The organism is Pseudomonadota bacterium, from assembly GCA_018823285.1.
In the GTDB taxonomy this organism is placed as follows: Bacteria; Desulfobacterota; Desulfobulbia; order Desulfobulbales; family JAGXFP01; genus JAHJIQ01.
Genome location: JAHJIQ010000076.1, coordinates 61438 through 87602, shown reverse-complemented (window position 1 = coordinate 87602; position 26165 = coordinate 61438). Strand labels below are relative to the sequence as shown.

Annotated in this window: 23 protein-coding genes and 1 riboswitch; of the genes, 19 read left to right on the top strand and 4 right to left on the bottom strand. The window is 54.0% G+C overall.

Annotated elements, in window-relative coordinates; all coding sequences use genetic code 11:
- The first annotated feature begins 55 nt into the window (after positions 1-55).
- The 14 genes from arsB (at position 56) to KKG35_16725 (ending at position 17226) form a co-directional block, all read left to right on the top strand.
- Complete coding sequence (arsB, locus tag KKG35_16790) at positions 56-1144, top strand: ACR3 family arsenite efflux transporter (protein MBU1739788.1); 1089 nt, start codon at positions 56-58, stop codon at positions 1142-1144.
- A gap of 383 nt (positions 1145-1527) precedes the next feature.
- A complete protein-coding gene (locus KKG35_16785; protein MBU1739787.1) occupies positions 1528-3063 on the top strand; it encodes a 2-isopropylmalate synthase in 1536 nt (511 codons plus the stop codon).
- Positions 3064-3387: 324 nt separating this feature from the next.
- Entirely contained in the window at positions 3388-4380 is a 993-nt protein-coding gene (locus tag KKG35_16780) for a DUF2846 domain-containing protein (protein MBU1739786.1), read from the top strand.
- 678 nt (positions 4381-5058) lie between these two features.
- A complete protein-coding gene (locus tag KKG35_16775; protein ID MBU1739785.1) occupies positions 5059-6213 on the top strand; it encodes a response regulator in 1155 nt (384 codons plus the stop codon).
- 418 nt (positions 6214-6631) lie between these two features.
- The gene (locus tag KKG35_16770; GenBank protein ID MBU1739784.1) at positions 6632-7105 is read left to right on the top strand and encodes an arsenate reductase ArsC; all 474 of its coding nucleotides are present in this window, start codon (positions 6632-6634) and stop codon (positions 7103-7105) included.
- A 219-nt stretch (positions 7106-7324) separates the two neighbouring features.
- Positions 7325-9898 carry a molybdopterin-dependent oxidoreductase gene (locus KKG35_16765; GenBank protein ID MBU1739783.1) on the top strand — a complete coding sequence of 858 codons (2574 nt, stop codon included), beginning with the start codon at positions 7325-7327 and terminating at the stop codon, positions 9896-9898.
- 20 nt (positions 9899-9918) lie between these two features.
- Positions 9919-10686 (top strand): 4Fe-4S dicluster domain-containing protein, encoded by a 768-nt coding sequence (locus tag KKG35_16760; protein MBU1739782.1) that lies wholly within the window; start codon positions 9919-9921, stop codon positions 10684-10686.
- An 80-nt stretch (positions 10687-10766) separates the two neighbouring features.
- Positions 10767-11447: a molecular chaperone TorD family protein gene (locus KKG35_16755; GenBank protein MBU1739781.1), complete on the top strand. Its 681-nt coding sequence runs from the start codon at positions 10767-10769 to the stop codon at positions 11445-11447.
- Entirely contained in the window at positions 11425-12360 is a 936-nt protein-coding gene (locus tag KKG35_16750) for a 4Fe-4S binding protein (protein ID MBU1739780.1), read from the top strand. The genes KKG35_16755 and KKG35_16750 overlap by 23 nt, the downstream gene beginning before the upstream one ends.
- A 34-nt stretch (positions 12361-12394) precedes the next feature.
- A riboswitch (molybdenum cofactor riboswitch) is annotated at positions 12395-12515 on the top strand.
- Positions 12503-13531 (top strand): GTP 3',8-cyclase MoaA, encoded by a 1029-nt coding sequence (gene moaA / locus KKG35_16745; GenBank protein MBU1739779.1) that lies wholly within the window; start codon positions 12503-12505, stop codon positions 13529-13531. It overlaps the preceding riboswitch by 13 nt.
- Before the next feature lies 1 nt (position 13532).
- The gene (locus tag KKG35_16740; protein ID MBU1739778.1) at positions 13533-14297 is read left to right on the top strand and encodes a sulfite exporter TauE/SafE family protein; all 765 of its coding nucleotides are present in this window, start codon (positions 13533-13535) and stop codon (positions 14295-14297) included.
- 230 nt (positions 14298-14527) lie between these two features.
- The gene (gene moaCB / locus KKG35_16735; protein ID MBU1739777.1) at positions 14528-15436 is read left to right on the top strand and encodes a bifunctional molybdenum cofactor biosynthesis protein MoaC/MoaB; all 909 of its coding nucleotides are present in this window, start codon (positions 14528-14530) and stop codon (positions 15434-15436) included.
- A gap of 8 nt (positions 15437-15444) precedes the next feature.
- Entirely contained in the window at positions 15445-16653 is a 1209-nt protein-coding gene (locus tag KKG35_16730; GenBank protein ID MBU1739776.1) for a molybdopterin molybdotransferase MoeA, read from the top strand.
- A gap of 135 nt (positions 16654-16788) precedes the next feature.
- Complete coding sequence (locus tag KKG35_16725) at positions 16789-17226, top strand: MOSC domain-containing protein (protein MBU1739775.1); 438 nt, start codon at positions 16789-16791, stop codon at positions 17224-17226.
- A 39-nt stretch (positions 17227-17265) separates the two neighbouring features.
- Here KKG35_16725 and KKG35_16720 read toward each other — a convergent pair whose 3' ends face one another.
- The gene (locus KKG35_16720) at positions 17266-17412 is read right to left on the bottom strand and encodes a hypothetical protein (protein MBU1739774.1); all 147 of its coding nucleotides are present in this window, start codon (positions 17410-17412) and stop codon (positions 17266-17268) included.
- A gap of 202 nt (positions 17413-17614) precedes the next feature.
- Positions 17615-17815, bottom strand: a complete 201-nt coding sequence (locus KKG35_16715) for a cold-shock protein (GenBank protein MBU1739773.1) — start codon at positions 17813-17815, stop codon at positions 17615-17617.
- 50 nt (positions 17816-17865) lie between these two features.
- Between KKG35_16715 and KKG35_16710 the strand changes: the two genes are divergently transcribed.
- The gene (locus KKG35_16710) at positions 17866-18276 is read left to right on the top strand and encodes a hypothetical protein (GenBank protein ID MBU1739772.1); all 411 of its coding nucleotides are present in this window, start codon (positions 17866-17868) and stop codon (positions 18274-18276) included.
- Positions 18277-18638: 362 nt separating this feature from the next.
- Here the strand turns inward: KKG35_16710 and KKG35_16705 are convergent, their stop codons facing one another.
- Together KKG35_16705 and KKG35_16700 are read right to left on the bottom strand one after the other, a co-directional pair.
- Positions 18639-19880 carry a type II toxin-antitoxin system HipA family toxin gene (locus KKG35_16705; protein MBU1739771.1) on the bottom strand — a complete coding sequence of 414 codons (1242 nt, stop codon included), beginning with the start codon at positions 19878-19880 and terminating at the stop codon, positions 18639-18641.
- Positions 19870-20193: a helix-turn-helix domain-containing protein gene (locus KKG35_16700; protein MBU1739770.1), complete on the bottom strand. Its 324-nt coding sequence runs from the start codon at positions 20191-20193 to the stop codon at positions 19870-19872. Before KKG35_16700 ends, KKG35_16705 begins: the two co-directional genes overlap by 11 nt.
- An 803-nt stretch (positions 20194-20996) precedes the next feature.
- Between KKG35_16700 and KKG35_16695 the strand changes: the two genes are divergently transcribed.
- From KKG35_16695 to KKG35_16680, 4 genes are all read left to right on the top strand, one after another.
- On the top strand, positions 20997-21890 hold the full coding sequence (locus KKG35_16695; GenBank protein MBU1739769.1) for an OmpA family protein: 894 nt from the start codon (positions 20997-20999) through the stop codon (positions 21888-21890).
- 228 nt (positions 21891-22118) lie between these two features.
- Entirely contained in the window at positions 22119-23552 is a 1434-nt protein-coding gene (locus tag KKG35_16690; protein ID MBU1739768.1) for a hypothetical protein, read from the top strand.
- Positions 23553-23790: 238 nt separating this feature from the next.
- Entirely contained in the window at positions 23791-24312 is a 522-nt protein-coding gene (locus KKG35_16685; GenBank protein ID MBU1739767.1) for a TIGR03546 family protein, read from the top strand.
- Complete coding sequence (locus tag KKG35_16680) at positions 24309-26024, top strand: TIGR03545 family protein (GenBank protein ID MBU1739766.1); 1716 nt, start codon at positions 24309-24311, stop codon at positions 26022-26024. Before KKG35_16685 ends, KKG35_16680 begins: the two co-directional genes overlap by 4 nt.
- Positions 26025-26165 lie beyond the last annotated feature (141 nt).

Sequence of the window (26165 nt, the reverse complement as noted above, 5' to 3'; positions counted from 1 at the left end):
AAAGAGTTGTTTTGTTTTCCCGCAGAATGCCGCAATCAACGACAAGGAGAGAAAAATGACCTCATCAGAAAAAAAGCTTTCCTTTCTTGACCGTTTTCTGACCTTATGGATCTTTCTCGCCATGTTCACCGGAGTCTCGGGCGGCTGGCTCTATCCCGATATCCGGGAAGTGATCAACTCCTTCCAGGTCGGCACCACCAATATCCCCATCGCCATCGGTCTGATCCTGATGATGTACCCGCCACTCGCGAAAGTGAAGTATGAAAAACTGCACGAGGTTTTCCGCAATTACAAGGTCCTGACCCTGTCCCTGGTCCAGAACTGGATTATCGGCCCCGTCCTGATGTTCGGACTCGCCATCACCTTTCTTTCCGGACACCACGAATACATGGTCGGTCTGATCCTGATCGGTCTCGCCCGCTGCATCGCGATGGTCATCGTCTGGAACGATCTGGCTGACGGCGACACCGAATATTGCGCAGGCCTTGTCGCCTTCAACTCGATCTTTCAGGTGTTGTTCTTCTCGCTCTATGCCTGGCTCTTCATCACCATCCTGCCGAAATGGTTCGGCATCGCGGGGGCGGTGGTTGATATTTCCATGGGGCAGATTGCCCAATCGGTTTTTATCTATCTCGGGATTCCCTTTCTGGCCGGGATGCTCACCAGATTTGTCGGCCTGAAAACAAAGGGGGAAAAGTGGTATCAGGAAAAGCTGATTCCGAAAATCAGCCCCCTGACCCTGGTGTTCCTGCTGTTCACCATTCTGGTCATGTTTTCATTAAAAGGCGAATACATTATCCAGCTCCCGTTTGACGTGATCCGGATCGCCGTCCCGCTGGCCATCTATTTTCTGACCATGTTTCTGGTTTCGTTCTTCATGTCGCACAAGGTAGGCGCCACTTACGAACAGGCAACCACCCTTTCCTTTACCGCCGCGTCGAATAATTTCGAACTGGCGATTGCGGTGGCCATTTCCGTTTTCGGCATCGATTCCGGCGAGGCCTTTGCCGCCGTCATCGGCCCGCTGGTTGAGGTGCCGGTCCTGATCTCGCTGGTCACCGTCGCCTTTTGGTTCAGGAAGAAATATTTCCCGTACGCGAAAAAAACCCCGACCGGGGTGTGCCATGTCAGCTGTGAGGGGTAAAGGCTCCGTCCGGACCGGAACCATCCGCCCCCGGATATTTCGCCGCATGTAAAATTTCAGTGGCAATGTCCGCCGCGATCCGGATAAGATAAGAAATCGGGACCAACCGACCCAAATAACACGAAAAAAATGACCCACAACAACGCTACCATGCACAAAACACAACGATTCACAGCTTCCATTACCATGAGCACAGCTCTCCTCCCGCTCGAACTGCTACTCGAGGGCGGACTGCTATGTCTGCTTCGGCAGCAATGGCATGACTCTGTATGGAGAGGAGGAGCGTTCTAGCCAAACAAGCGAAAACAGCCGATTCTTAAGGCCCGTACGGAGCATATCCGTACGGGCCTTTTTTATTTTCACATCATAAGCGGAGAAAAACGATGGACAAGATCATCATTTTCGACACGACTTTACGGGACGGAGAACAGGCGGCCGGCTGCCGCCTGGGTGTCCGTGAAAAATTGAAGATTGCGAGACAACTGACCGAACTCGGAGTGGACGTGATCGAGGCGGGCTTTCCGTCCTCGTCACCGGAAGATTTCCGGGCCGTACAGACCATTGCCCGGGAAGTGACCGGAGCCACGATCTGCGCCTTAAGCCGGGCTGTCCCAGCCGATATCGACGCCTGCGGCAAAGCACTTGCCGGGGTAGCCCGCTCGCGGATCCATACCGGGATCGGGGTCTCCGACATTCATATCCTCGGTAAATTCCGCGACCCGAAATACGGGGTGAATCTCGCCGAAAAAAGGGAAGCCACCATCGAAATGGCGGTCAAGGCGGTCATGCGGGCCCAAGAATACACCGATGAGGTCGAATTCTATACGGAAGACGCCGGCCGGGCCGATCAGGCATATTTATGCCGACTGATCGAAGCAGTCATCGGAGCGGGCGCCACCGTGGTGAATATACCTGACACCACCGGCTACGCCGTTCCCTCGCAGTACGGCCGGATGATCCGTGAAGTCCGGGAAACGGTCCCCAATATCGATCGGGCAACGATCAGCGTGCACTGCCATGACGATCTGGGCATGGCGGTGGCCAACACCCTGGCCGGAATCGAGAACGGCGCCCGGCAGGTGGAGGGGACCATCAACGGCATCGGTGAGCGGGCCGGGAATGCGGCTCTGGAAGAGGTGATCATGGCGCTGGAGACCCGCAGGGATTTCTATCAGGTACAAACCGACATCCGGACACCGCAATTGTATGCGGTCAGTCGCTTGGTTTCCGAGGCGATGGGCATGTCGGTGTCGAAGAACAAGGCGATTGTCGGCGACAATGTCTTTTCCCACAGTTCCGGCATCCATGTGGACGGTTTTTTGAAGGAACGGCAGACCTATGAGATCATGCAGCCCGAAGATATCGGTTTTCCGGTCAAAAGTGGTGTGGTGCTGACCGCCCGGACCGGTCGCCACGGGGTGTTTCACCGCTTCTCGGAATTGGGGCACACAATCGCCGAAACGGACCGGGAGAAAATATACCAGCGTTTCTTAACCGTCGCCGACGGCAAGCAGGAGGTCTTCGATGCGGATCTGGAGGCCATTTTACGCGACGAGAGCAAAACCTGTCAGGACGGGTTCGAACTGGAGTATTTTCAGGCCAGCTGCCGGTCCGGCGCCAAGCCCGCGGTCGTCATCCGTCTGCGGCGTCGCAATGAAACAGTTGAAGAAAGCGCCGAAGGAGACGGACCGGTGGACGCATCGTACAAGGCGATCAATAAACTGATCGGCTATGCACCGGTATTGCACCGCTACGAGATCCAGGCCGTCACCGAAGGGACGGATGCCATGGGCAATGTCCTGGTGCATCTGGAACATCAGGGGAAAAAGGTGATCGGCCGCGGGGCGTCCACCGACATTATCGAGGCAAGCATCAAGGCCTATCTTGACGGACTGAACACCCTTCGGGATGCGGCATAAAGAGCGGTATTCGGTGAACACTCCGCGGAGGTCGGCGGGGCGGCATGGACAACTGCAATTCGCGATGCGTAAATTCAGCTTCCACCCCTCAGCCCGGAGTGGCCTTGACTGGGTGAAGGAAAAGACCGCGGTGCCGAGTTGACCGAAGAGCAAAGAATTAAGGTTTGACCCCGGCACCGCGAGGTTGTAAACAAAGTATTGCATCCCCTGCGGCAGAGACCGACCAGCGTGAGACTTCGAGCTGCGGGGAATGCGCCCCGAAGGCAGCGCCCTTGGGGTGCATTTCGCTGTGCATGTTCAAACCAATTTCAAAAGGTTTTTTTGATGAGAGAAAGAGTTGCCGCATCGTTCTGTGCATTCATTCTTCTAATTCTGCTCTCTGCCTGCACACCGAAGGTGCCGCTCGCCCTGCCGGAACACGATGCGGAGGCCCGGCGGATGAAGCCGCCGCCGGGCAGGGCCCTGCTGTATGTCTATCGCGGGGATGTCCTGTTTTCAGGCAAGGCCGCCATCTATGATGTATTTATCGATGATCATCGCATCGGCGCGCTTGCGGAAAGAACCTATCTGACGATCTATTCGAACCCCGGGAAATACATGTTCTCGTATGGCGCCAGTTATCCGGACACGATCTATAAAAAATCCGAGCTGCCTCTCTATGTCAAAGCCGATCAGGTGTATTTCGTCGAAATCTCGGCCTGGAATGCAATGTTGATAGAGGAGTCCAAGGCCGTAAAAAACCTGGAGAACTGCAGGCTGATATTCGAAACCGATTCACCTTTCGAGCTTGCATCGATACAGAACAAAAAGGCAAGGACCGGCCCGAATACGTCACCAACCGTCCCGCCGGCGGACACCGCGAAAGCCGAAGGTTTTCAGACCGCCTCTCAGGCTGGCGGGAAAAAGCAGGGCGAACAGGTGAAGATGGCGGTCATGGAGCTTGAGGCCATCGGCGGTGTCGATAATGATCTGGCCGAGATCATGACCAGCTATCTGAAGGATGAGATCCATGCCCTCGGCAGTTACTCTACGGTAAGTCGTGAGGAGATCGAGGCGCTTGCCAACCGACTGTCCCTTCAGCAGCTGGTTGGCGACTGCACGGACAACAACTGCCTGTCGGATATGGGAAAGGCTCTCGGAACCAAGCTGATGGTGTACGGAAGTATCTCCCTGGTCGGCGAGACTTTCTCGTTAAGCCTCAGGTTGCTTGATACCGAAAGCAAGGAACCTGTCAATCGGGTCAACAGGTTGTGCAAGTGCAAGAAGGACGATCTGTTTGAAGTGGTCCGAAGTGCCGTGATCGAACTCATGCAATGAAATCCCCGCGGCAGAGACGTCGAGCCTTCGAGCCGTGAGGTATTCCCCCCCTGAGACAGAGCAAATTTCCATATCGCAGACAACTCTCCAAAACCTCATTAAACAAGGGCCTGCGACTGATTACGCAATCCCTGCGACTTGCTTCATTACACCAGGTTAATATTCTTATGCCGATCTGTAGAAAAATCCATACACAGCATAATTTCTCATGATTCCAGGACCTTCGTCATGAAAACCATCCCTGCATCGTAGCCGGGTGTAGTAAAATCCATTCACTTTTCTGAACCAACTCCTCACAAAAATCTCCTGCTGAATATTTTTATCTCTTATCATATCGACGAGTTAGAGCAAATCCCCATCCGCTGGCACCCCCCTTGCAGAAAAGATAATCGAAAAGCGGAACGGACGAGTCCGACCTGCTGCGCTCCGCAGCGAAAGGTAAGCGTTTGCAGTTTCCAAGTAACTGCGGGTCGGTTTTCTAATTCACTGGATAAAATGAGTACTGCCGGCCGGTTCCATCGGCTCAATGAAAGATGCTCTCAAACCGAGGACAGACACATGAATAACTCCAGAACCAAACAACTTGCAGAGAATACGAAGTGTTCAATCGAAACCATAACCCCGGCTGGGTGGAGGCCCCTGCAGGATTCCCCTCACTCCGATCCTCGGACCAGTCAAATGCAGAGACTGCGGGTCCTTGTGGTGGATGACGACACCTCTCTTCGCGAAGCCGTTTCCATGATGCTTGACGATTGCGAGATGTTTGCACACATGGCGGAAAACGGCAGGCAGGCGGTCCAGATGCTGCAGGTTAGCCAGTTCGATCTGCTGATCAGTGATGTGCGGATGCCTGAAATGGACGGTTTCCAGCTTCTCCGGTGGGTCCGTGAACATCGACCGTCCATGGAGGTGATCATGATGAGCGGCGATGACAGCCACACCACGTTGTTGCAGCTGATGCGGGCAGACGCAGATGATTTCCTGCTCAAACCCTTTACGGCGGATGAGCTGTCGGATGCAGTCGAGCGATGCAGACAGCGGGTCAATCAGCAGCAGCACGTACGCCAGCTGCCTCCCAATCTGATCAAACAGTCCATGCATGATGTCCATGGCGGATTGTCCAGTGTGGAGGGGATAACCAGGCTGCTGCTGAAAAAATATCATCAAACCCTGGACGAAAGCGGGAGAGACCTCTTGCTGTCGGTGATTTCCCAGGTCAGAAAACTTATCGATCATTCTGAGGAATATGCCACACAGGCCCAGGCAATTGACCAGAGAGGGCATCTTGAAGACAACCTTCTCGACCTGCAGAGTGATGTGATCAACCCGGTTCTTGCCACCCTCGCCTTTGAGAAATCAAGGAAGAACATTGATATCAGCAATCTTACCCAGGCCGATCGGCGTCTGCCGATAATCATAGGGAATCAGGTCCTGGTGAAAAGTGTCGTTCGCAATCTTTTCGACAACGCCATTAAATATTCCCCAAGACACGGCCGGATAGACTACAGAATTGTCAGCGCCGGTCCATTCTATCAGGTGGTCGTGGAGAACGAGACCGTTTCCTTTTCAGCGGTCCATGACGACAAGCAGTCCAAAATCATTGATTCGGCCAAACGGCAGAATCATGCCCACAGCCATGCAGGGCTGGGTCTGGGACTGAACATGGCAGATTTTTTTGCCTGCAGATGTGGCGGCGAGGTCCGGGACGAAAGCACCACCGATGGCGCCCGTTTCATCTTTTCCCTGCCCGTGCCGGCAATCAGAAAACCGGACCGGAGGTCGTACCGCATCCCGACGGGCAACAGGATGCATCCAGGGTACGGACTTTCATAAGACCATCTCCCGGCCCGACCTCCACCACAAAGGGCTTTCGAAATTACTCGAAAGCCCTTTAAAATTTTCAAAAACTACGTTCTGGCCATCCTCTTCATGATCGCCGGTGTCAAGATGATCACCGGCCCCACGGCTGTCGGTCTACTGTTAATGGTTTACAGGAAGCTATGAATTCGTTTAAAGATGGTAAAGTCTGGATAAGTCTTACCGCCTTTCGGGTGAAATTATTGAAGCTCCCCGCGGCAGATAAGCGCTAGACTTCGAGCCACGGGGAATCTCCGTAAGGAAGGATACTTACATCAGATTCGCTCACTAACCCCGCAGCAGGTAAGGGAGCCTGCGACACTCCGAGCTGCGGGGAATGCGTTTCGCTGTGCATGTTCAAGAAACAGAGAAGTCCAACTCTACGGAGCTGTATATGTCATCGCACGATCAATCCGCCAACCGTCACCCGTCAACTGTCAACCGCACAAGAATCCTGTTTTTGTGCACCGGCAACTCCTGCCGCAGCCAGATGGCCGAAGGGTGGGCGCGCCATCTCAAAGTTGATGTGATTGAAGCATACTCCGCCGGAATTGAAAAGCACGGGTTGAATCCGCTGGCGGTAAAAGTGATGGCCGAGGCCGGGGTCGACATCTCAAACCACACCTCGCAGACCGTTGACGAGTTGCCTGTTTTTGAATTCGACTACGTGATCACGGTCTGCGGTCACGCCAATGAGAATTGTCCCTATTTCCCGGGTCCTGCCAGGGTGGTCCATGTCGGCTTTGACGACCCTCCGAAACTTGCTGAACACGCTGCCTCAGAAGAAGAAGCTCTGGTCCATTTCCGCCGGGTACGGGATGAGATCAGAAAATTTATCGAAACCCTGCCCTCTTCACTATCCAATTAATAGCCACAACTCGCCGAAAACAGACACCTTTTTCCTAACCGACGCAGACATCTTTCCCTGGCACCAGCCACCATATTTCATCATTTAATCGGCAACTTCCGCAACAACACCACAAACATTCCCCTATCACAAAATGTTTTTTTTACAATCAGTTGTGATAGAATCTGAATTCATTCCGAGGGATTTCACCTAAATAAACAACACTGGGGAGAGAGCTTGATGAAGATCAAACGAAGAGATTTTCTGAAGTTGTCGGTGGCGGCGGGCGCCGCCGCATCCATGGGCAGGCCGGTCATGAACGCCTTTGCGGAATCACACGGCAATAAACAAATCGGCGAAGCGCCCGGTGAATGGAAGGCCTCCACCTGCCAGGGCTGCACGACCTGGTGCCCGGTGGAGATTTTCGTCCAGGATGGCCGGGCCGTCAAAGTGCGGGGAAATCCCCTATCAAAACAAAATGACGGGTCTGTCTGCCCCAGAGGTCATCTTTCCCTGCAGCAGGTCTATGATCCTGACCGGGTCAAGGTTCCCATGAAGCGTACGAATCCAAAAAAAGGGCGCGGCATCGACCCCAAATTCGTACCCATTTCCTGGGATGAGGCCTTCAATACCATCGCCGACAAGATGATGGAACTGCGCAACAACGGCGAGCCGGAAAAATATCTGCTGATGCGCGGCCGGTACACCTACATGCGGGATATCATTTATGACGGCGTTACCAAGATTTTCGGCTCACCCAACAACCTCTCCCACAGCTCCATCTGCGCCGAGGCCGAAAATTTCGGCGCCTACTACACCGAAGGCATGTGGGGCTACCGAGACTACGATATCAGCAATTCAAAGTATGTTCTGGTCTGGGGCTGTGATCCAGTGAGCAGCAACCGGTTGGTCCCGGCCACCATCAAGAGGCTGGGCGATGTTCTCGACCAGGCCACCGTGGCCGTTGTTGACCCGAAACTGAACAACACCGCGGCCAAGGCCCAGGAGTGGCTGCCGCTCTTGCCCGGCACCGATGGCGCCCTGGCCCTGGCCATTGCCCATGTTTTGCTTTCCGAAGGGCTCTGGTTCAAGGAGTTTGTCGGTGATTTTACCGACGGCAAAAACCGTTTCAAGGCCGGGATGGAAGTTGACGAAGCAACCTTTGCGGAAAAGGAATCCCATGGGGTGGTCAAGTGGTGGAATATTGCGGTCAAGGACATGACACCGAAGAAGGCCGCCGAGATCACTCAAGTTCCCGAGGAGCAGATCGTCCGGGTGGCCCGCGGCATGGCCAAGGCGGCGCCGAATGTGGCGGTGTGGATGGGACCGGGAGCTGCCATGCACGTCCGTGGCGCCTATTCCGCCATGGCGGTCAACGCCTTGAACGGTCTGGTCGGCGGCATCGATAATGTGGGCGGCACCCTGCCCTCAAACAAAGTGCCGGTCAAGCATATGCCGAAACTCGATGCCTATCAGGACGAAATAGCCAAAAAGGGCACCAAGAACAAAAAAATCGACCAGCGCGGCACCAAGAGCCATCCCGCCCTGAAAGAGGGCAAGCCCGGCGGCGGCGTGATCACCAATAACGCCGCCACCGGTATCCTGGCGTCAGACCCATACGAGATCAAAGTTGCGGTAGGCTACATGAACAACTTTGTCTTTTCCTGCACCGGGGCCGAGCGTTGGGAGAAGGCGATGGAAAAAATCCCCTTCTTTGCCCACATCACCACCCACGCCTCGGAAATGACCCAGTATGCCGACATCGTCCTGCCGGGTGCCAGCTCCATGTACGAAAAACTCTGCTGGGTGAAGCAGAAACAGAACCGTTACGCCCAGTGCACCCTGCTGCAACAGGTAGTAAAACCCATGTGGGAAGTGATCAATGACGAAACCGAATTCCCGTGGATGCTAGGTGAAAAGTTTGCCGAACGCGGTTTTCCGAACCTGATCGATTTCCTCAAAAAAGAATTCAAGGACCCGGAAACCGGCAAGGAAGCGACCAATTCCAAAGAGTTTACCGAATATGCGGTCAAATACTACACCCAGGATCTCTGGAACGGCAAGGATGTCGGCGGCGACAAGATCAACGGTTGGGCCGAGATGCAAAAACGCGGCATGTGGAACTCCGATGCGCAGCCATACAAGAAGCGCTGGGGCGGCAAGTTCGGCAAGGATGAAGAAAAAGACGGCAAGAAAACCACCAAGGGTACCGTTACCCACAAGTTCGAGTTCTACAGTGAAACCCTCAAGCATGCCCTAGAGAAACACGCCGAAAAGCACAAGACCACGGTTGATGACATCCTGGCCGCCTGCAACTATACGGCTGCCGGGGAACTGGCCTTCGTGCCCCATTATGAACCGCCTTTCCGGTACGGCAGCATGGCGGAATACCCCTTCACCTTTATCGACTACAAGTCCCGCCTGAACCGTGAAGGCCGTAGCGCCAACAGCCCGTGGTATAACGAGTTCAAGCATGTCGATCCAGGCGATGTTGGCCATCAGGACGTGCTCAAGATCAACCCCGCCGATGCAAAAAAACTCGGGATCAAGGATGGCGATGCCCTTCGTGTAACTTCAGTCGCAGCCACTATCGACTGCACTGCCCGTCTCTGGGAAGGAATCCGACCCGGGACGGTGGCCAAGGCTTTCGGTCAGGGCCACTGGGCCTACGGCAAGGTAGCGGCAAAAGACTACACCAAGGCTGAACCGCGTGGCGGCAACAACAACACCCTCATGCCCTTTGATACCGAACGGCTGAGCGGCGGCAATGTGCGAAACGGCGGGTTCACCGGCGTTAAAATCGAACGAGTTTAAGGCAAGGGGAGGATTAAGCTATGACGCAATACGCGATGATTATAGACCTACGGAAATGTGTGGGCTGCGGGGCGTGCGCCCTTGCCTGCAAAACTGAAAACAATACCGCGCTCAGGAAAAACGGTCAGACCCACAACTGGGCTGACTTCATTCACGAGACAACGGGCAAGTTTCCAGATACCGGGTACAAGACGACACCTGTTTTATGCAACCATTGCTCCGACGCACCATGCGTTGAAGCCTGCCCGGTTGAGCCCAAGGCCATGTATAAAACGCCGGACGGCATCACCATGCATAACGATGAACGCTGCATCGGCTGCCGGGCCTGTCAGGAGGCCTGTCCGTACAGCAAGACAGAGGTGACCGGGGACGGTGCATCCGGGGAATACAGTGTGATCAGTTATAACGAGGAGGGGGCGCCCTATCAGGCGTTTTTTACCGACAAAACCGAATTGATCCCCGGCATTACCACATCAGGCGCCGGGATCGCCGCACTTGCCGGCGACACCCCTCCGCACCGGACCAGATATTCCCACCCGGATTACGATGATGTGCGCCGTTCCAATATCGTTGAAAAATGCATCTTTTGCGCCCACCGGCTCGCCAACGGAGAACTGCCGTATTGTGTGGATTCCTGTCCGGCCGGCGCCCGCATTTTCGGCGACCGGAGCGACCCGAACAGCGAGGTGGCCAAACTGCTCACCAAACACAAAGGAACGACGCTCAAACCGGAAGCGGGTACGAAACCCAATGTGTTTTATATCCGCGATTACAGTACCCGTTCATAATGACTGAAAAAGGTCGGGCGTTTCATAGGCGAAGCGCCCGGCCTTTCCCCCTGATTTTTTCATGAGATAAATGGAGTGCCATGACAACCGCCGTGGAATTGACAATACAGCGAAGCAATTGTTTCAGGCTCCTGGCCGCCTGTTTTTACGAACCGGACCAGGCGCTTTTTCAAAAGGAACACCTGTGCGAGAACCTCGCATCGCTTCTTGGCATCTGCAGCAACGAGAAGGCAGCCGCTGCGGCAATGAGCATGACCGCGGCGCTTGCCGAAAATTGCGGCGACGAGATGGCTGTCGAATACGCCCGACTGTTTGTCGGTCCTTTTGAACTTGCCGCCCCTCCGTACGGGTCTGTCTATCTTGAGAAAAGCAACAGGCTGATGGGCGACTCGACCCTGGCCGTGCAGAAAATGTATCAGAAGGCCGGATTGTCGGTTGAGGTCCGGGAAGCGCCGGACCATATCGCCCTTGAGTTGGAATTCATGCATTTCCTCTGCCTTGGCGAGGCAGAGGCCGCACAAGAAAAAAAGGTCAGCGATGCCCGAAAATTTGCCGACCTGCAATCCGCATTCATGGGAAAACTGCTTGGCCCCTGGATTCCTGAATTCTGCGAAGACATTCGAAAAAATACCGGCAACGGATTTTATAGTCATCTTGCCGACTGCCTCGACCATTTTGTCGAAAGTGAAGCCTCAACCCTGACACAGCCGACCGTTGCAAACGAAATGGGAAAGGATCATGCTGAGCGGATTGCTGTTTGACAGAATTGCCCCGATGAGCAAACCCGCAGTTTCGTTACAACCGCGCCGCTGCTTGCGGGCCCGTTTCAGAGGCAGCGAATGCCTGGCCTGTGTTGAGGATTGCCCGAGCGGTGCGCTGACCCTGAACGGCAGGACAATTTCCTTTGCCGAAGAAAAATGCTCCGGCTGCCTGCGCTGTACAGCGATCTGCCCCAACGATGCCCTGACCGATGATCTTGATCTTGAGATGCTTCTTGAGAGTGTCACCGTCAGGAGAATCGCCGTCCTTTCCTGCAGCAAAGGCCGACAGAGTGAAGGAAAGATAAAAATTCCCTGCCTCGGTTTTCTCTCGGAATCTCTTCTCGCCGCAATCAGCACTCTTGCCGGAGGCGACGTCCTTCTTGATGTTGAACCTTGCGCTGATTGTGTTAACGGTCATTGCCTGCCCCTTATTAAAAAAAGATTATCAAATATCCGGGACCGGGCCTCAGATCATCTCCACGTCAAGATCAGACTCGCCTTCACGAAAGATGACCTGCCGGGGATTGACCGAGGAACAGCCCGCAGATTCTTTCTGAAATACGCAAGCGAAGCGATCGTTAATATCCCCGACAAGACACCGTCTGCAGCCTCCGGCCAGGCCAAACTTCCCACCAGAAATTCCCTGGGACTTCAAGTTGCTCTGGGAAAGGCGACAGAACCGGATGAAAAGGAGTTCCTCAAATCGTTTCTGTATGAACTTAAGATTTCAGAAAATTGTGATCACTGCCCGTTATGCAGTGGCATGTGTCCGACCGGCGCATTAAAGCGGACGAAAACAGAAAAATCAAAGCAACTGGTTTTCATCAATAGCCGTTGCAGCGGTTGTGGTATCTGCGTTGGATTCTGCAAGAAAAATGCGCTAACCCTTTTGCCAGGGAATAAAAGAAGTTGACTGGCAAAAGGACAAAATGTAATAGTAAAGAGAATTCTTAAATAGACTCCGAGCCAAAGGACCTACGTCAACGATAAGGTCTTCGGCCGCTAGGGTGTTGCTGGAAACGGCCCCGCCTCCCCTGTTTGGAAAGGAGATATTCATGTCGGTAGAAATCCGCTGTCCGGTCCCGGAAGATGTTCCCGGAGGCCCCCCATTGATCGACAACCACAATCGCCCGATCACCTATCTGCGGCTCGCCATCACCGACCGCTGCAACCTCCGCTGCCGTTATTGCCGTCCTGAAGAAGGGGTGCCTTTCATTCCCCATGATGACATCCTTCGTTTTGAAGAAATGGAACGACTGGTCACGATCTTCGCAAGTCTTGGCGTTACCAAGGTCCGGGTGACCGGCGGCGAACCATTTTCCCGCCGGGGCGCCATGGGCTTTCTGAAGGAACTGGGCAAGATCGATGGAATCGACGCTCTTCACGTGACCACCAACGGGGTCAAAACCGCCCGTTATCTCGATGAACTGAAAGAGATCGGGATTGCCGGAATCAACCTGAGTCTCGACACCCTTGATCCGAAACGATTCCGGCGGATCACCAGACGCGATTATCTCAACGGTGTTCTTGAAACCTTGCATGGCGCACTCGACAGAGACATTCCCCTCAAGGTCAACAGCGTGATTCTGGAAGACACCAGCGACCAGGAGATCAGAAGCCTTGCCCGGTTGGCGGAAAACCATCCCATCACCCTGCGCTTTATCGAAAGAATGCCCTTTTCTGGCGCCAGCCGCACCAGGGAGATTGCCAACGGCGACCTGGTCGGCCGTTTACAACGGATTTTCCCGACCATCACCGAAGAGATCCCGGGACCCCACCCTGCCACCGCCCGGATTTTTTCCATCGGCGGCTTCCGGGGAAAGCTCGGCCTGATCCAGGGATATTCCCGTTTGTTCTGCCGGACCTGCAACAAGGTGCGCATAACCCCTGCCGGCATGCTGAAAACCTGCCTGTATGACAACGGCGCCCTTGATCTCAGAGCGCTTGTCCGGAGCGGAGAAACGGATTTCGAGATCGGCAGGAACATTACCGGCTGCATCCGCAATCGCTATGTCAACGGCCTGGCTGCGGAAGATGCCTGCGGATGCGATGAGGAGCCTTCAATGTCGGTGATCGGCGGGTAATATGGATACTCTTGCAATCGATATATTGATGCTTGCCTTCATCTTTGCCATTGTCGCTTTTTTCTACGCCTCGGTGGGACTGGGCGGCGGCTCTTCCTATACCGCAATCCTGACCATCTTCGGCGCCGGAACCGCCGTCATCCCGATGGTTTCTCTCACTCTCAATGTCTTGGTTACCACGGTCGGCAGCCTGGTATTCCTGAAAAAGAAACATGCCCGGCTGCGGCTGATCGCGCCGTTTCTTTTCACTTCAATCCCAATGGCCTATCTTGGCGGCATGCTCCATCTGCCAAAATTCATCTTCTATCTCGTCCTGCTCGTTTCATTGCTCTTCGCCGCCCTACGTATTTATTTCCCGAAAGAGACACAACCCTTGCCTCTCACTGATCAGGGCAAACTCTTTCTCGCTCTTGGCTGCGGAGCCCTTCTCGGCCTCGTTGCCGGCATTGTCGGTATCGGCGGAGGCATTTATCTGGTCCCCCTCATTCTTCTCCTCGGGCTCGGCACCGCAAAAGAAGCGGCAGCCTGCGGCGCATTTTTTATCTGGGCCAATTCGGTTGCCGGTCTTGCAGCCCGCCTGCAGTTTAACAGCATTGATCTGATCCCCTTCATACCGGTAATCCTCGCCACGGTCCTTGGCGGCCTCTTCGGATCAATCATGGGGGCAGGACATTTCACCCCGCGGACCATGCAAAAGATCCTCGGCTCGGTGTTGGTGGTGGCGATCATATTTCTCACCCGGAAAATCAGCCTTTTGGTTTTATAGAAGGAAGGGTGCAGGTAACAGGGGGACAGGATATGAGATTTGAAGATCTGGAAGTTTGGAAAAGAAGTTCAATACATCAACAAAGAAACAGGACGGAGATGGATTGAGGAAACAAGGGAAATTTCAGCAATGCTCACCGGGCTGATTAGAAGCAAGAAAGAGCAAGTTGCCACATAATCCCTGCACCCTGTCCCCTTTCACCTTAAACCTTTTTTAAAACGGAGTTTTATATGATCGACGTCAGCCCCAAGTTCTATTCGTTGCGATACGCCAAGGCGGAAGGGTTCCTCTACGGCAATGCCAAGGCCCTCGGCATGGTGGCCGACAAAAAGGTCCCCAAGGGCGATGTGCTGGAAGTTGCCCGTGCCGCAGGAATCATGGCCGCAAAACGGTGCAGCGACCTGATCACCTTTTGCCACCCGATCCCGCTCGACTGGGTAGAAGTCGGTTTCGAGGTCGAAAAGGAGCATATCCGGGTCATCGTTGAAGTAAAATCGGTCTGGAAAACCGGGGTCGAGGTCGAGGCGATCACCGGTGTCACCGGCGCGCTCCTGAACGCCTATGACATGTTGAAACCCCTTGATGCCGATCTCTCCTTCGGCAATATCCGGGTGGTGAAGAAAAAGGGCGGCAAGAGTGATTTTTCCGATAAATTTTCCCGGCCGATCAGAACTGCGGTCCTGGTCATGTCCGATTCCACCCATGCGGGAACCCGCGAGGACAAGTCAGGGCTCGTCATCAAGGAGTTTCTTGCAAACCAGCCGGTGGAAGTTGCTGCCTACGAAATCCTGCCCGACGATCGCAAGGTTATCACCGAACGACTCTGCGCCCTGGCCGACGATGAAGGAATGCAGCTCATCTTCACCACCGGCGGCACCGGGCTCGGCCCGCGGGACGTTACCCCGGAGGCGACCCTTGATGCCCTGGACCGCACCATCCCCGGCATCGTCGAGGCCACCCGCCGACACGGCAAGGACCGGACGCCCTTCGCCATGCTCTCCCGAGGAGAAGCCGGCGCCCGCGGCAACTGCATTATCATCAATCTTCCCGGGAGCTCCAAAGGCGCCCTGGAAAGCATGCAGGCCCTATTCCCCGGCCTGCTCCACATCTTCCCGATGATGGAAGGGAAAGGACATTGAGGCCGCAAATGATATCTATTGATCAGGCACTTGATATTATTAAGAAAAATCTATTCATCCTGGACAGTGAAGAGATTGATCTCGAGAATTCTCCTGGCCGGGTCCTGGCCGCTGATTTTCTCGCTCCGGAACCTTCCCCCCGTTTCAGCAACTCGGCCATGGACGGCTTTGCGGTCAGATTTGCCGATATTGCCGGGGCGAGCGCTGAGTCGCCGGCCTCACTCAAGGTAATCGGTGAAAGCCAGGCGGGAATTCCGTATACCGGTCAACCCGAAGAGGGGTGCTGTATCAGGATCAGCACCGGCGCCGTACTGCCGGAGGGATTTGACACCGTGGTCAGGGTCGAAGATACCGAAAGTGGCGACGCCGGAGTTCTGGTCAAAACCGCCTCCCGGAAGGGAAAGGACGTCAGGTTTATCGGCGAGGAGTACCAGACCGGGGAATGCCTGCTCCGGCAAGGCCAACATCTTTCGGCCAGGCACATTTCAATTCTTGCCGCTGCTGGAGCTGCCAGGGTTTCAGTCTTCCGTCGTCCCCGGGTGGCTCTGCTCGTGACCGGCAGCGAACTCACCTCCGTGGGAGAGGCTCCCGGTCCCGGCCAGATCAGGGATTCGAACCGACTCATGCTCGGCGCGGCGGTATCTGAGGCGGGCGGGGTAGTTGTTCATTCCGCCATTGCAGGTGATGACCTGGCCGCAACGGTTCAGGCGATTGAAGCGACTTTTGCTGATGCGCCGGATATTCTGCTCTGCGCCGGCGGGGTCTCGGTCGGCCCCCACGATCATGTGAAAGAGGCAGCAGTCAGAGCAGGTTTCACCGAGCATTTCTGGCGAATCAGACAAAAACCGGGGAAACCTCTTTTCTTTGCCGGAAAAGAAAAAACATTATTTTTCGGCCTGCCCGGAAACCCGGTCTCCGCCTACATGTGTTTCTGTCATTACCTGCGGCCGCTGTTCGCTGCGATCTCCGGTCAACCCTGGGAGTATACGTCTTTCACCGCAGTTGCCGCCGAAGAGATCAGCAACAGGGGGCGCCGGCCCAACCTGGTCAGAGTCACCTGTATTCATACTCCAGGAGAGCTCCCCAAGGCCCGGGCGGTCGGCCAACAGGGATCGCATATGATCTCTTCCATCGTCGCCGCCGATGGTTATGTGCTGGTCGATTCCGAAACTGTGATCAAGGGTGGAACGCCGATTGAGGTTACCACCCTGCCATAGTTTTTCAAGAGGCGGAAGACAGGATATGGTGTTGTTTCAGTGAATGGAGCCAAAACTTTCCGGTTCAGGAGGAGGCAACTCCAGCGAACCGGTCATTTTCACCCTGCGGGGATAAGTTTCTTCAGGAGGTATATCATGGGACATGTTGAAGCAGTCTGTACCAGCCACAAAAAGGGAATTGTTAAAAAATCCCAGGCCCAGGTCCGGTGCAGGAAAGATTGGGGGATAGAAGGCGACGCCCATGCCGGAGACTGGCACCGGCAGATATCTCTGTTAGCCGGAGAAAGCATTGATACCGTAAAAGAAACTCTGCCGACCCTGAAAGACGGTGCCTTTGCCGAAAATATCATCACCAGGGGGGTCGCTCTTTCCGCCCTGAAGATCGGCGACCGTCTGCAGGTCGGGCCAGAAGTTGTTCTCGAAATCACCCAGATCGGCAAGGAATGTCATAACAGCGGCTGTGCTATCAAAAAGGCCACCGGCGACTGCATCATGCCGAAGGAAGGGCTTTTCAGCAAGGTGGTGAAGGGAGGCGAGATTAAAGCCAACGATCGGATTGTTCCGGTGGATTAGCCGGGACAGACCACGGCTGCGGAACCGGAAACCTGCCAACTACTCTTCGTTCAAACCCTGTTCCCCACTTTCTGCTTCAGGATCATCCTTGCCCTGCTGTTTGCGGAGTCTTTTCTCTTCTTTCTTCTTCATTTTGGCCAGTTCTTTCTGACGCTTTTCAAAGGAATAATTTGTTTTTTTTGCCATTGATACATCCTATTTTGAGTGTGCCCCGATCCGCTACAAAAAAAAAGCCCCGCCAAAGCGGGGCTTCAGGTCGATTACAGAAAAGAACCGATCTTTCACCCTTCGGGTATGAGTTTCGCACGAGCAGACAGGCTGCTCAGCCGACGTTTTCACCCTTCGGGTATAAGTTTCGTACGAGCAGGCAAGCTGCTCAACTCAAACTTTACTTCTGAACGACATTGTCAGCAGCAGGACCTTTAGGACCCTGGACTACATCGAAAGTCACGCGTGCACCCTCCTGGAGGGATTTAAAACCTTCGGCTCTGATGGCTGAATGATGTACGAAAACATCACCACCATTATCCTGCTCAATAAAACCGAAACCCTTAGCATCGTTAAACCACTTCACAGTTCCTTCAGACATCTCTCACTACTCCTGTAGTACTGGCCCTCTTGAGGGACCACTTGATTAAGATGGAAGCGTACCACCCGGCACACCTCCCGGCAGTTATGTTTGCCAATAAAAAAACCGCATTCCCTCTCGGGCTTGTGCGGTTAAGTTTTCTCGTAATTTTTTACTTACAAACAATTACTGCACAACTGAATAGACTTGATACCATTATCCATGCAAAGAAGCAAACTTTTTCAATCGGCCTGCAAAATTTCATAAAACTTCCGGAACAAGCCGTCCGGCAAGACTATTCGGGAAGTTTTTCTTCTGAGGCTGAAATATTTATTCCCCGGAATTCTCCCGATACTTATCATCTCAAGCTCCAGAATGCTCGTCACCGCCATGCGCGACCTCATTCACTCAACTTTCCGGTATGTCTTATGGCGTTGATTTGCTGTTATAAAATGGCTCAGAGTCGTAGTGGCATTCCATGATGAGAATCCAGTAGCCAGTAGCCGGAATGACTGATTTTTTCACCCTTCGGGTACTCACTTCAGTACCCTCTTGAGTATAAGTCTCGATGTCTCGCATACTCGCTTTCGCCCAGAGGGCATAAGTTTCGTGTAAGCAGGCACGCTGCTTAACTTAACTAATCGGTACGAGCAGACCAGCTGCTCAACTCAGCTTTTCACCCTTCGGGTATAAGTTTCGTAAGAGCAGACAAGCTGCTCAACTCAGCTTTAAGCTTTTCTCCTGGCTCCTGACTCCTGGCTTCTGGCTACTTGTGGAACACATGCACTAACAAATCGCCGAAACCCTTTATGATCGGGAGATTAGCCAAACTCGGAAAGTTGTGTCATTGAAAACCAGCCGCCTCGCGAAACCCTTCAAAACACCAGCGGACCGCCTCGATATCGGTTTTTTCCACCCCGCACCTGAGAAGCATTTCTTCCCAACCCGCTGTAGCCTCAGCCACTTCGGCAACGATCTCCTCCGCCTGCCCGCGCGCCAGATTGAATTGCTCACACCGGCTGTAAATATTGGAGAGCGTGGCGGTGGTGCCTTCTAGACCGATGTTCAGCGAAAGGGAAAAGTTATCGGCAGTCCGGCGCGCCGGAATCGGCAACACATCGTACAAAGGGGAAAGACGCCAGGCCTGATCCAGACAGATAAAACCATGGTTGCGGAGATGATCATCCTGATTCCGGATCAACACATTAAAGACCATCCGCCTGAAAAGTTCACTCAGGTCGCGGTTGACATTTTTCACGAATTTCCGCATCTGGCGCGCCATCTCCAGATAAGAACCTTTTTCAAGCTCTTCCAGGTCAAGATCCGACAGAGCTTGACCGCTCATAAAGGGCACCCTTCTCCCCTCATGCCGGTCAAATCGTTTGATCAGGTAAACCGGGCTTCCGGATATTTCTTCAAGCCTGATTTCCGGAACGGTTATCCCGGCCAGTTCGGCCAGTTGCATGGATGCAAACTCAATTCTTGGAAAGTTGACCGGCGTTCTGGCATTTTCAAACTTGGCGATCCACTCACTGTTGTTATAAATGACCGGGCATTTGGGTTGCGCCCCGCCAAGCGAGGTACCTTGCTCCAGCAGATAGAGGACCTCGGCCGGGAGGTCCTCATCAGACATCGCCCGGACAAAGGCCTCAGCCACCTTGTGCAGCTCATTGAATGCAATCGGCGCTTCCTGTCTGGTAAACGGCTGATCCGGGGTCAGACCAAGGGAGAGCGCCCCCACCGCATTGGTGGTGACGTAATCAAACATCTCGTGCGGTTGCAAAGACCCAAAAGGGATATTGAGCCGTTTGGCGAGGATGTATTTCCCCCAGGAGTCGGGCAGCAGATCACCAAGAACGCCGAAAATGCCGCTGTTTTTCCTGGTGACATATTCCTGTTCCGCCAGAGGAAGGTTGACCGGATCGACGGCAATCGAATCACCCCTTTGCAGATACCGCCGCCCATATGCAAACCGGCCTACGCCGGTATCGATATCCAGAGAGAACAGCCCGGCCGGGACCGGCGCTCTTTCATTGGCAAGCTCGATAAAAACAACCCGTTCGAAGATGGATTTTTCAGAAATCAAGGCGGGAATCCTTTTTCTTTCTGATGCGCTGCGGCATCCGCTGTTTCTCCATGGTCATGCCGATCGCATCAGACCCGGGTTCCGCAAAGCGGATGGTGTCAGTCAACTGGAAGACCTCGGCGATTGCCAGATATATTCCGAACTTCACCGCCGACTCTCCTGCCTCGACCCGCTTGATTGTTGCCGCGGAAACACCGACCATTCCGGCAACCTCTTCGATGGTCTTCCGGCGACGCTTTCGAGCGAGACGAAGGTTGCGGCCGACCTGGCGAACAAATTCTCTGGTTGTCTCAGACGGGGAGAAATGGCTCATATATTATCCATTAATATGTATTAACGGCTAAATTCTGACACTTTATCACCAATAATGCAAGAAAAATATCCGTCACGGCGCCATCTGAAAAAACTCAACGCCCTGAGTTGTCTTAAGATATTGGTCTGCTGTCATAAAATGATCCAAAGTCATGGTGGTATTCCATGATTAGAAGCCAGGAGTCAGAAGACAGGAGCCAGGAGCCAGAAGACAGGAGTCAGAAGCCAGGAGTCAGAAGACAGGAGAAAAGCTTAAAGCTGAGTTGAGCAGCTTGTCTGCTCTTACGAAACTTATACCCGAAGGGTGAAAAGCTGAGTTGAGCAGCTTGTCTGCTCTTACGAAACTTATACCCGAAGGGTGAAAAGCTTAAGTTGAGCAGCTGGTCTGCTCGTACCGATTAGTTAAGTTAAGCAGCGTGCCTGCTTACACGAAACTTATGCCCTCTGGGCGAAAGTGAGCCTGCGAGACATCGAGACTTCTACCCCTCAAGTGGGTACTGAAGTGAGGACCCGAAAGGTGAAAAAATCAGTCGTTCTGGCTCCTGGCCCCTGTCTTCTGGCTCCTGTCTTCTGGCTCCTGGCTCCTGTCTTCTATCTTCTTGTGGAAAACCGGCACGAAAAAATCGCGCAAATCCCGATCCGGAGTGCGAACCCCGGAACTTCCGGTTGTTCAAATTTTTCGAAACCCAGCAATTCATTTGACAGAATTGCCCCACGGGTAATAATGGGGTAATAAATCGCAACCGGATTGACCGGTTCCGGAAATGTTCCGGTAAATGAAAAAATCAATTCCCGGAGGACCCCATGACCAAGAATATATTGCTGATAATTACGGGTGTTGCGCTGCTGCTGTCCACCCCTGGCTGCGTGATGAAATCAACATTTGAAGAGAAAGACGCTGAAGCAAAGTCTCTCAGCGGCAGCCTGGACACCCTGCAGGGAGAATACAACGCTCTCGTCAAAGAAAGAGATGATCTTGTCGAGGCAAAAAACCTTCTCGAAAGCGCTCTGACCGGGGAAAACAAAGGGCTCAGCGAAGCCCTTGCCGCTGAAAAAGACAGGACCGCGAACCTCAATATGGATTTGGAAGAACTCCGCTCCGCCATGGCCAGCCAGAAAGACGTTTACGACACCAGAATAGCCGACCTTGAACTGACCATCGAGGACCTGAAGGGAAAACTCGCCAAACTGGGGGAAAACTACGAAGGCCTCAAGAAGAGCAAGGAAGAGGCGGTCCAGAAGATGAGCGCCACTTACGGCGAACTGATCGAATCGATGAAGGGCGAGATTGACAAGGGCCAGGTCACCATTTCCGAGCTGAAGGGCAAACTCACCGTCAATATGGTTGACGCGGTTCTTTTTGATTCCGGGAAGGCCGAAGTCAAGGAAGAAGGGCTGGCGGTTCTCCAGAAGGTGATCGACATCCTGATGAACGTCACCGACAAGGCGATCCGGATCGAGGGGCACACCGACAACGTCCAGATCATCGGCCTGCTCGCCCAGACTTATCCCACCAACTGGGAACTTTCCGCCGCCCGGGCAATCAATGTCGCGCGCTTCCTGCAGAAACAGGGGCTCGACCCGGCCAGCCTCTCCGCGGTCGCCTACGGCGAATTCAAACCGGTGGCCGACAACGAAACCCCGGAGGGCCGGGCCCAGAACAGACGGATAGAAATCATCCTGGTGGCTAAAGAGTAGTTTATCTCAGGGTCATGACCGAAGCCCGCACTCGGCCATGACCCTGTTCCGAAGCAGGAGCTGCCTGCTGCCCATGCTGATCTCCGATCGCCTTTCCTGACACTCTGCTTCGTTGACTCCACGCCGGTTTCCTAATATATTGCTTCACTCACACTTCTGCCAGACACTGCATTTGGACAATATTTAGTTCTGCCCGGAAATGGCGGACTTGAATAAACAGGGAAAAAAATGAAAATCTACTGCAACACCTGTGCAAAGACTATCGGCGAAATCGCCGATGAAAAAATTCCCGCCAACAAAAAGGTATTCATCAAATGCCCGCATTGCGCAACCCGGATCGCCATCAGAAAAGAGCAGCCGGAATTAAAGCTGCAAATGGAAGAGACGCCCTCACCACCGGCAGAGAAACCGCCCGCTCCTGCGAAATCCGCCCGGAACCATCATCAAAAAATCTCAGGAAAGGATGAGGTCGATCCGGGCCGTTTCACCTCCAAATCATACCAGGGCCGGACCGGAACGGATTCCGGCCTGACGATCGTTGCGGTCGGCCTGCTGGTCATTCTCTTCATCTTTATCGGCTTGCGCTTCTGGTCCTTTGCCAACGTTTACAAGCTCAACCAGCTCGGCCCGTCACGGATCAGCGAGAACAGGGACTCCCTGATCATCTCCGCCGCCGGCAAAATATTCCACTACCGGAAATCCGGTGGGTTGCACAGCGTAACCACCCTCTCCGACCTTGGCATCACTCCGCCGGTTGCGGATATCAGCCTCCTCGAAGACAACAGCGTCATCATCGGCGAAAGGGGGTCCGGCCGGATTCGTCACTGCACCCTCGGCACCCTCACCTGCGAGGACATCAGTCCGACCGGCGAGTTTGCCATCAAGGACGCCTTTCGCTTTCTCGTCAACGAAAAGGCCCGGGTGCTCTACATTGCAGACACTCTGGGCGGTCGCCTCCTTTCCCATGGCCTGAATGGCAGAGACACCAGAATCTTGGACACGGACGTCAGTTTCCCCAACGATATGTTCATCGACGACGGCAGGCTCTATCTTTGCGATACCTTCAATGCCCGGGTGATCAAATACAAAATCGACAATAACGCAGACCTTGACCGGAACGCCTCTCCCCTGGTCAGCCTCGAAAGTTTCACGACTCCCGGCGGCCTGAAGAACCTGACACAGTTAAACCCGGAAGAGCTGAAAAAACTCATTGCAAAGCAGGCGGAGAAGATGAAGGACCCGGGAAATTCCGGGGTCATGATCGACCGGCCGATTTCCCTGGCCAAGGACCCTTCCGGCAGGTGGTGGCTCGGCCTGACCAGCGAAACTGAGATGTTCGGAAGCGAAATCAGGATCTTCAGCGGCATGGGAGATCCCATCACCAAACTTACCGACCCCAAGGGTGGCAACCCCGAGGACTTCCTGCTCCTCAACGGAGAAATGCTGGTTGCCGACCCGGTTCTGATGAGGGTGTACCGCATCAACCCATCCATCTACACCGTATCCAATTTCGACGGCGTGGAGTTGAACAATGACCTTGAGGGCCTGCGGACCAGACATGCAATTGCCTCCTTTTTCAAACAGTGGTCGACCCGAATCATGTTGCTCGTCGGCGTCTGTCTGCTGGGCCTGCTGTTTTATATCAAAAGCAGACAAAGCTGATTGCGCCGGAACATTCAATACCCAGCCCCTGCCCCCCGGCTGAACCCTCCTGTTCAGACCGAATGGCGCTGCAGACCGGGAATTCACCCTGAGGGGCTCTTTCCCTGTTCACCCTGCCTGCTTCCCTGGCACATTCCGTTTTTCCCGGAAGCATTTGACGAGAGAGGATCATCTGTTATAGCCTTTTCCATGAACGCATCTTCAGCCGATCAACCTCTTGCCCCGCCGGAGAAAAAAAATGCTTAAATTAATCGCCAGATTTTTAAAGGTCCTGAATTCAGACGCCGAGCCCGGCCAGATCAGCCTCGCCTTTTGTTTTGCGATGGTTGCCGGATTGACCCCGCTGGCAAGCCCCCACAACATTCTGGTCCTCTTCCTGGTCTGTATTCTCCGGGCAAACCTGTCAACGTTCCTGCTCGGGTTACTGGTTTTTACCGGCATTGCCTACCTGCTCGACCCTCTTTTCAACCTGATCGGAATTGCCCTGCTGACCATGGGCCCGCTCAACTCCCTGTGGACCGCACTCTACAACACAACCCTGTTCCGCCTGGAAAACTTCAACAACTCCATCGTTATGGGCAGTCTTGCCTTTTCGGTGGTCCTTTTTGCCCCGATGTATTTCCTGTCCAGCCTTCTTGTCGTCAGATACCGCGACCACGTCCTGCGCTGGGTTGAACGGAGCCGACTTATGAAGTTCTTCATGGCGAGCAAGCTTTACACTCTCTACAAATCGATCACCGGCATGGGAGGTGCGGCATGAAAACGATGATCCGCTGGCAGGGTTTGGGCGTCTTTGGCGGTGTTGCCGCTTTCATCTTCCTGTTCACTTTCTTTTTTGCCGATGGCTTTATTCAGGGCCTCGTCGAAATGCAGGGAAGCAAACTGGTCGGAGCCAGGGTCAATCTCGGCGGGGCAGACGTCTCCTTTTTTCCTGCCGGACTCGAATTAGCCGATCTTCAGATCACCAATCCGGACAACCCGATGCGCAACAGTGTGGAAATCGACCGGATCACGGTATCGATTGACACGATGAAACTGCTGCAGAGAAAGATCATTGTCAATGAAATGGTTGTGGATGGAATCCGCCCGGACACGGCACGCCGGAAATCCGGCGCCCTGCCGGAATATGCTGCCCGGAAAAAAGATTCTCCCCCCCCCAGAGAATCGAAGGGCTTCAAAATGCCCAGCCTGCAGATCCCGGATGCCAAAGAGATTCTGGCCAAAGAAAAACTGCTGACCATCGACCTCGCCAATGAGTATCAGGACGAGATCAAGGCGGACAGCGCCAGATGGAAACAGCAGCTTGCCGAGCTCCCGGACAAAAAGAAACTCGCCCTGTACCGGGAACGTCTCAACAAAGTCAAATCAAGCTCCGGTTTCGCCGGGATCCTGGGCGGAATGGGCGAGCTTTCCGCCATTAGGAAAGAAATCCAGGCGGATCTTGACCGGCTGAAATCCGCGCAAAAGGACTTTGCAACCCTCTCCGATTCCTACCGGACACGCCTCGCGAAAATTCAGGAGGCTCCCCAGCAGGACATCAAAAGGCTGAGCGAAAAATACAGCCTCTCGGCAAAGGGGTTGGCAAACTTGAGTCCCCTCCTTTTTGGCGAGCAAACAGGCGGCATGATTGAGCAGGCTCTGTCCTGGTATACAAAGGCACAACCTCTTCTGGAAAGGGCAAAGGAGAAGAAAAACGGCAGCGAAACAATCAAACCGGCAAGAGGAAAAGGGGTTGTGGTGCGATTCACGGAGGATGAGCCCCTGCCCGATTTCCTGATCCGCAATATTTCCGCTTCCGTGCAGATTGCCGCAGGAAGCTTTACCGGGTCGATTAAAAACGTCACCCCCGACCAGGATATCCTCGGAGCTCCCCTCACCTTTTCCTTCGCCGGGGACTCTCTGCAGGGCATCCGTGCCGTAAGCTTTGCTGGTACTCTTGACCATATCAAACCGGCACAGTCCCACGACACGGTCCAGATAAAAATAAAAGAGTATTCCCTTGAGAAAGCAACGTTGAACAGCGATCAGAATCTCCCGGCAACCCTCACCGGCGGGACTCTCGATCTCACAGTGCAGGCGGTTCTTAAAGAACAGGAGATCAATGTGGATATCCGGGCCGGATTGAAATCGGCAAAATTCTCCCCCTCCGCCTCTGACCGGGAAAGCGATGCAGCCTCCCGGGCGATCGCCGACGCCTTGTCCGGTATCACCGATCTCAGCGGAAGAGCAAAGATCACCGGGACCATTGATAACTACAAAATGGAACTCAGTTCCGATCTGGACAAGATTCTCGAAAAGGCCGTTGCCAACACCTTAAAGAGCCAGACCGCCAAGTTCGAACAAAAACTCAAAGACGGGGTCATGGAAAAGGTGAAAGGACCATTGTCTCAGGCGGGCGGTGGTTTCGCGGATCTTGATGGCATTTCACAGGAATTGAGCGCAAGGCTGCAGCAGATCGGAAACCTGATATAATCCTGGATGCCGGATCAGGTAAGCGGAGCGTAGACTCCGAGTCCGGCCCGACTTTTTAAAAAGATCTGTCATTCCTGGCCAGACCCGGAGGTAGCGAAGACTCCGATCCAGAAAACGAATAGCGGGGTTTGCTTAAGAGGC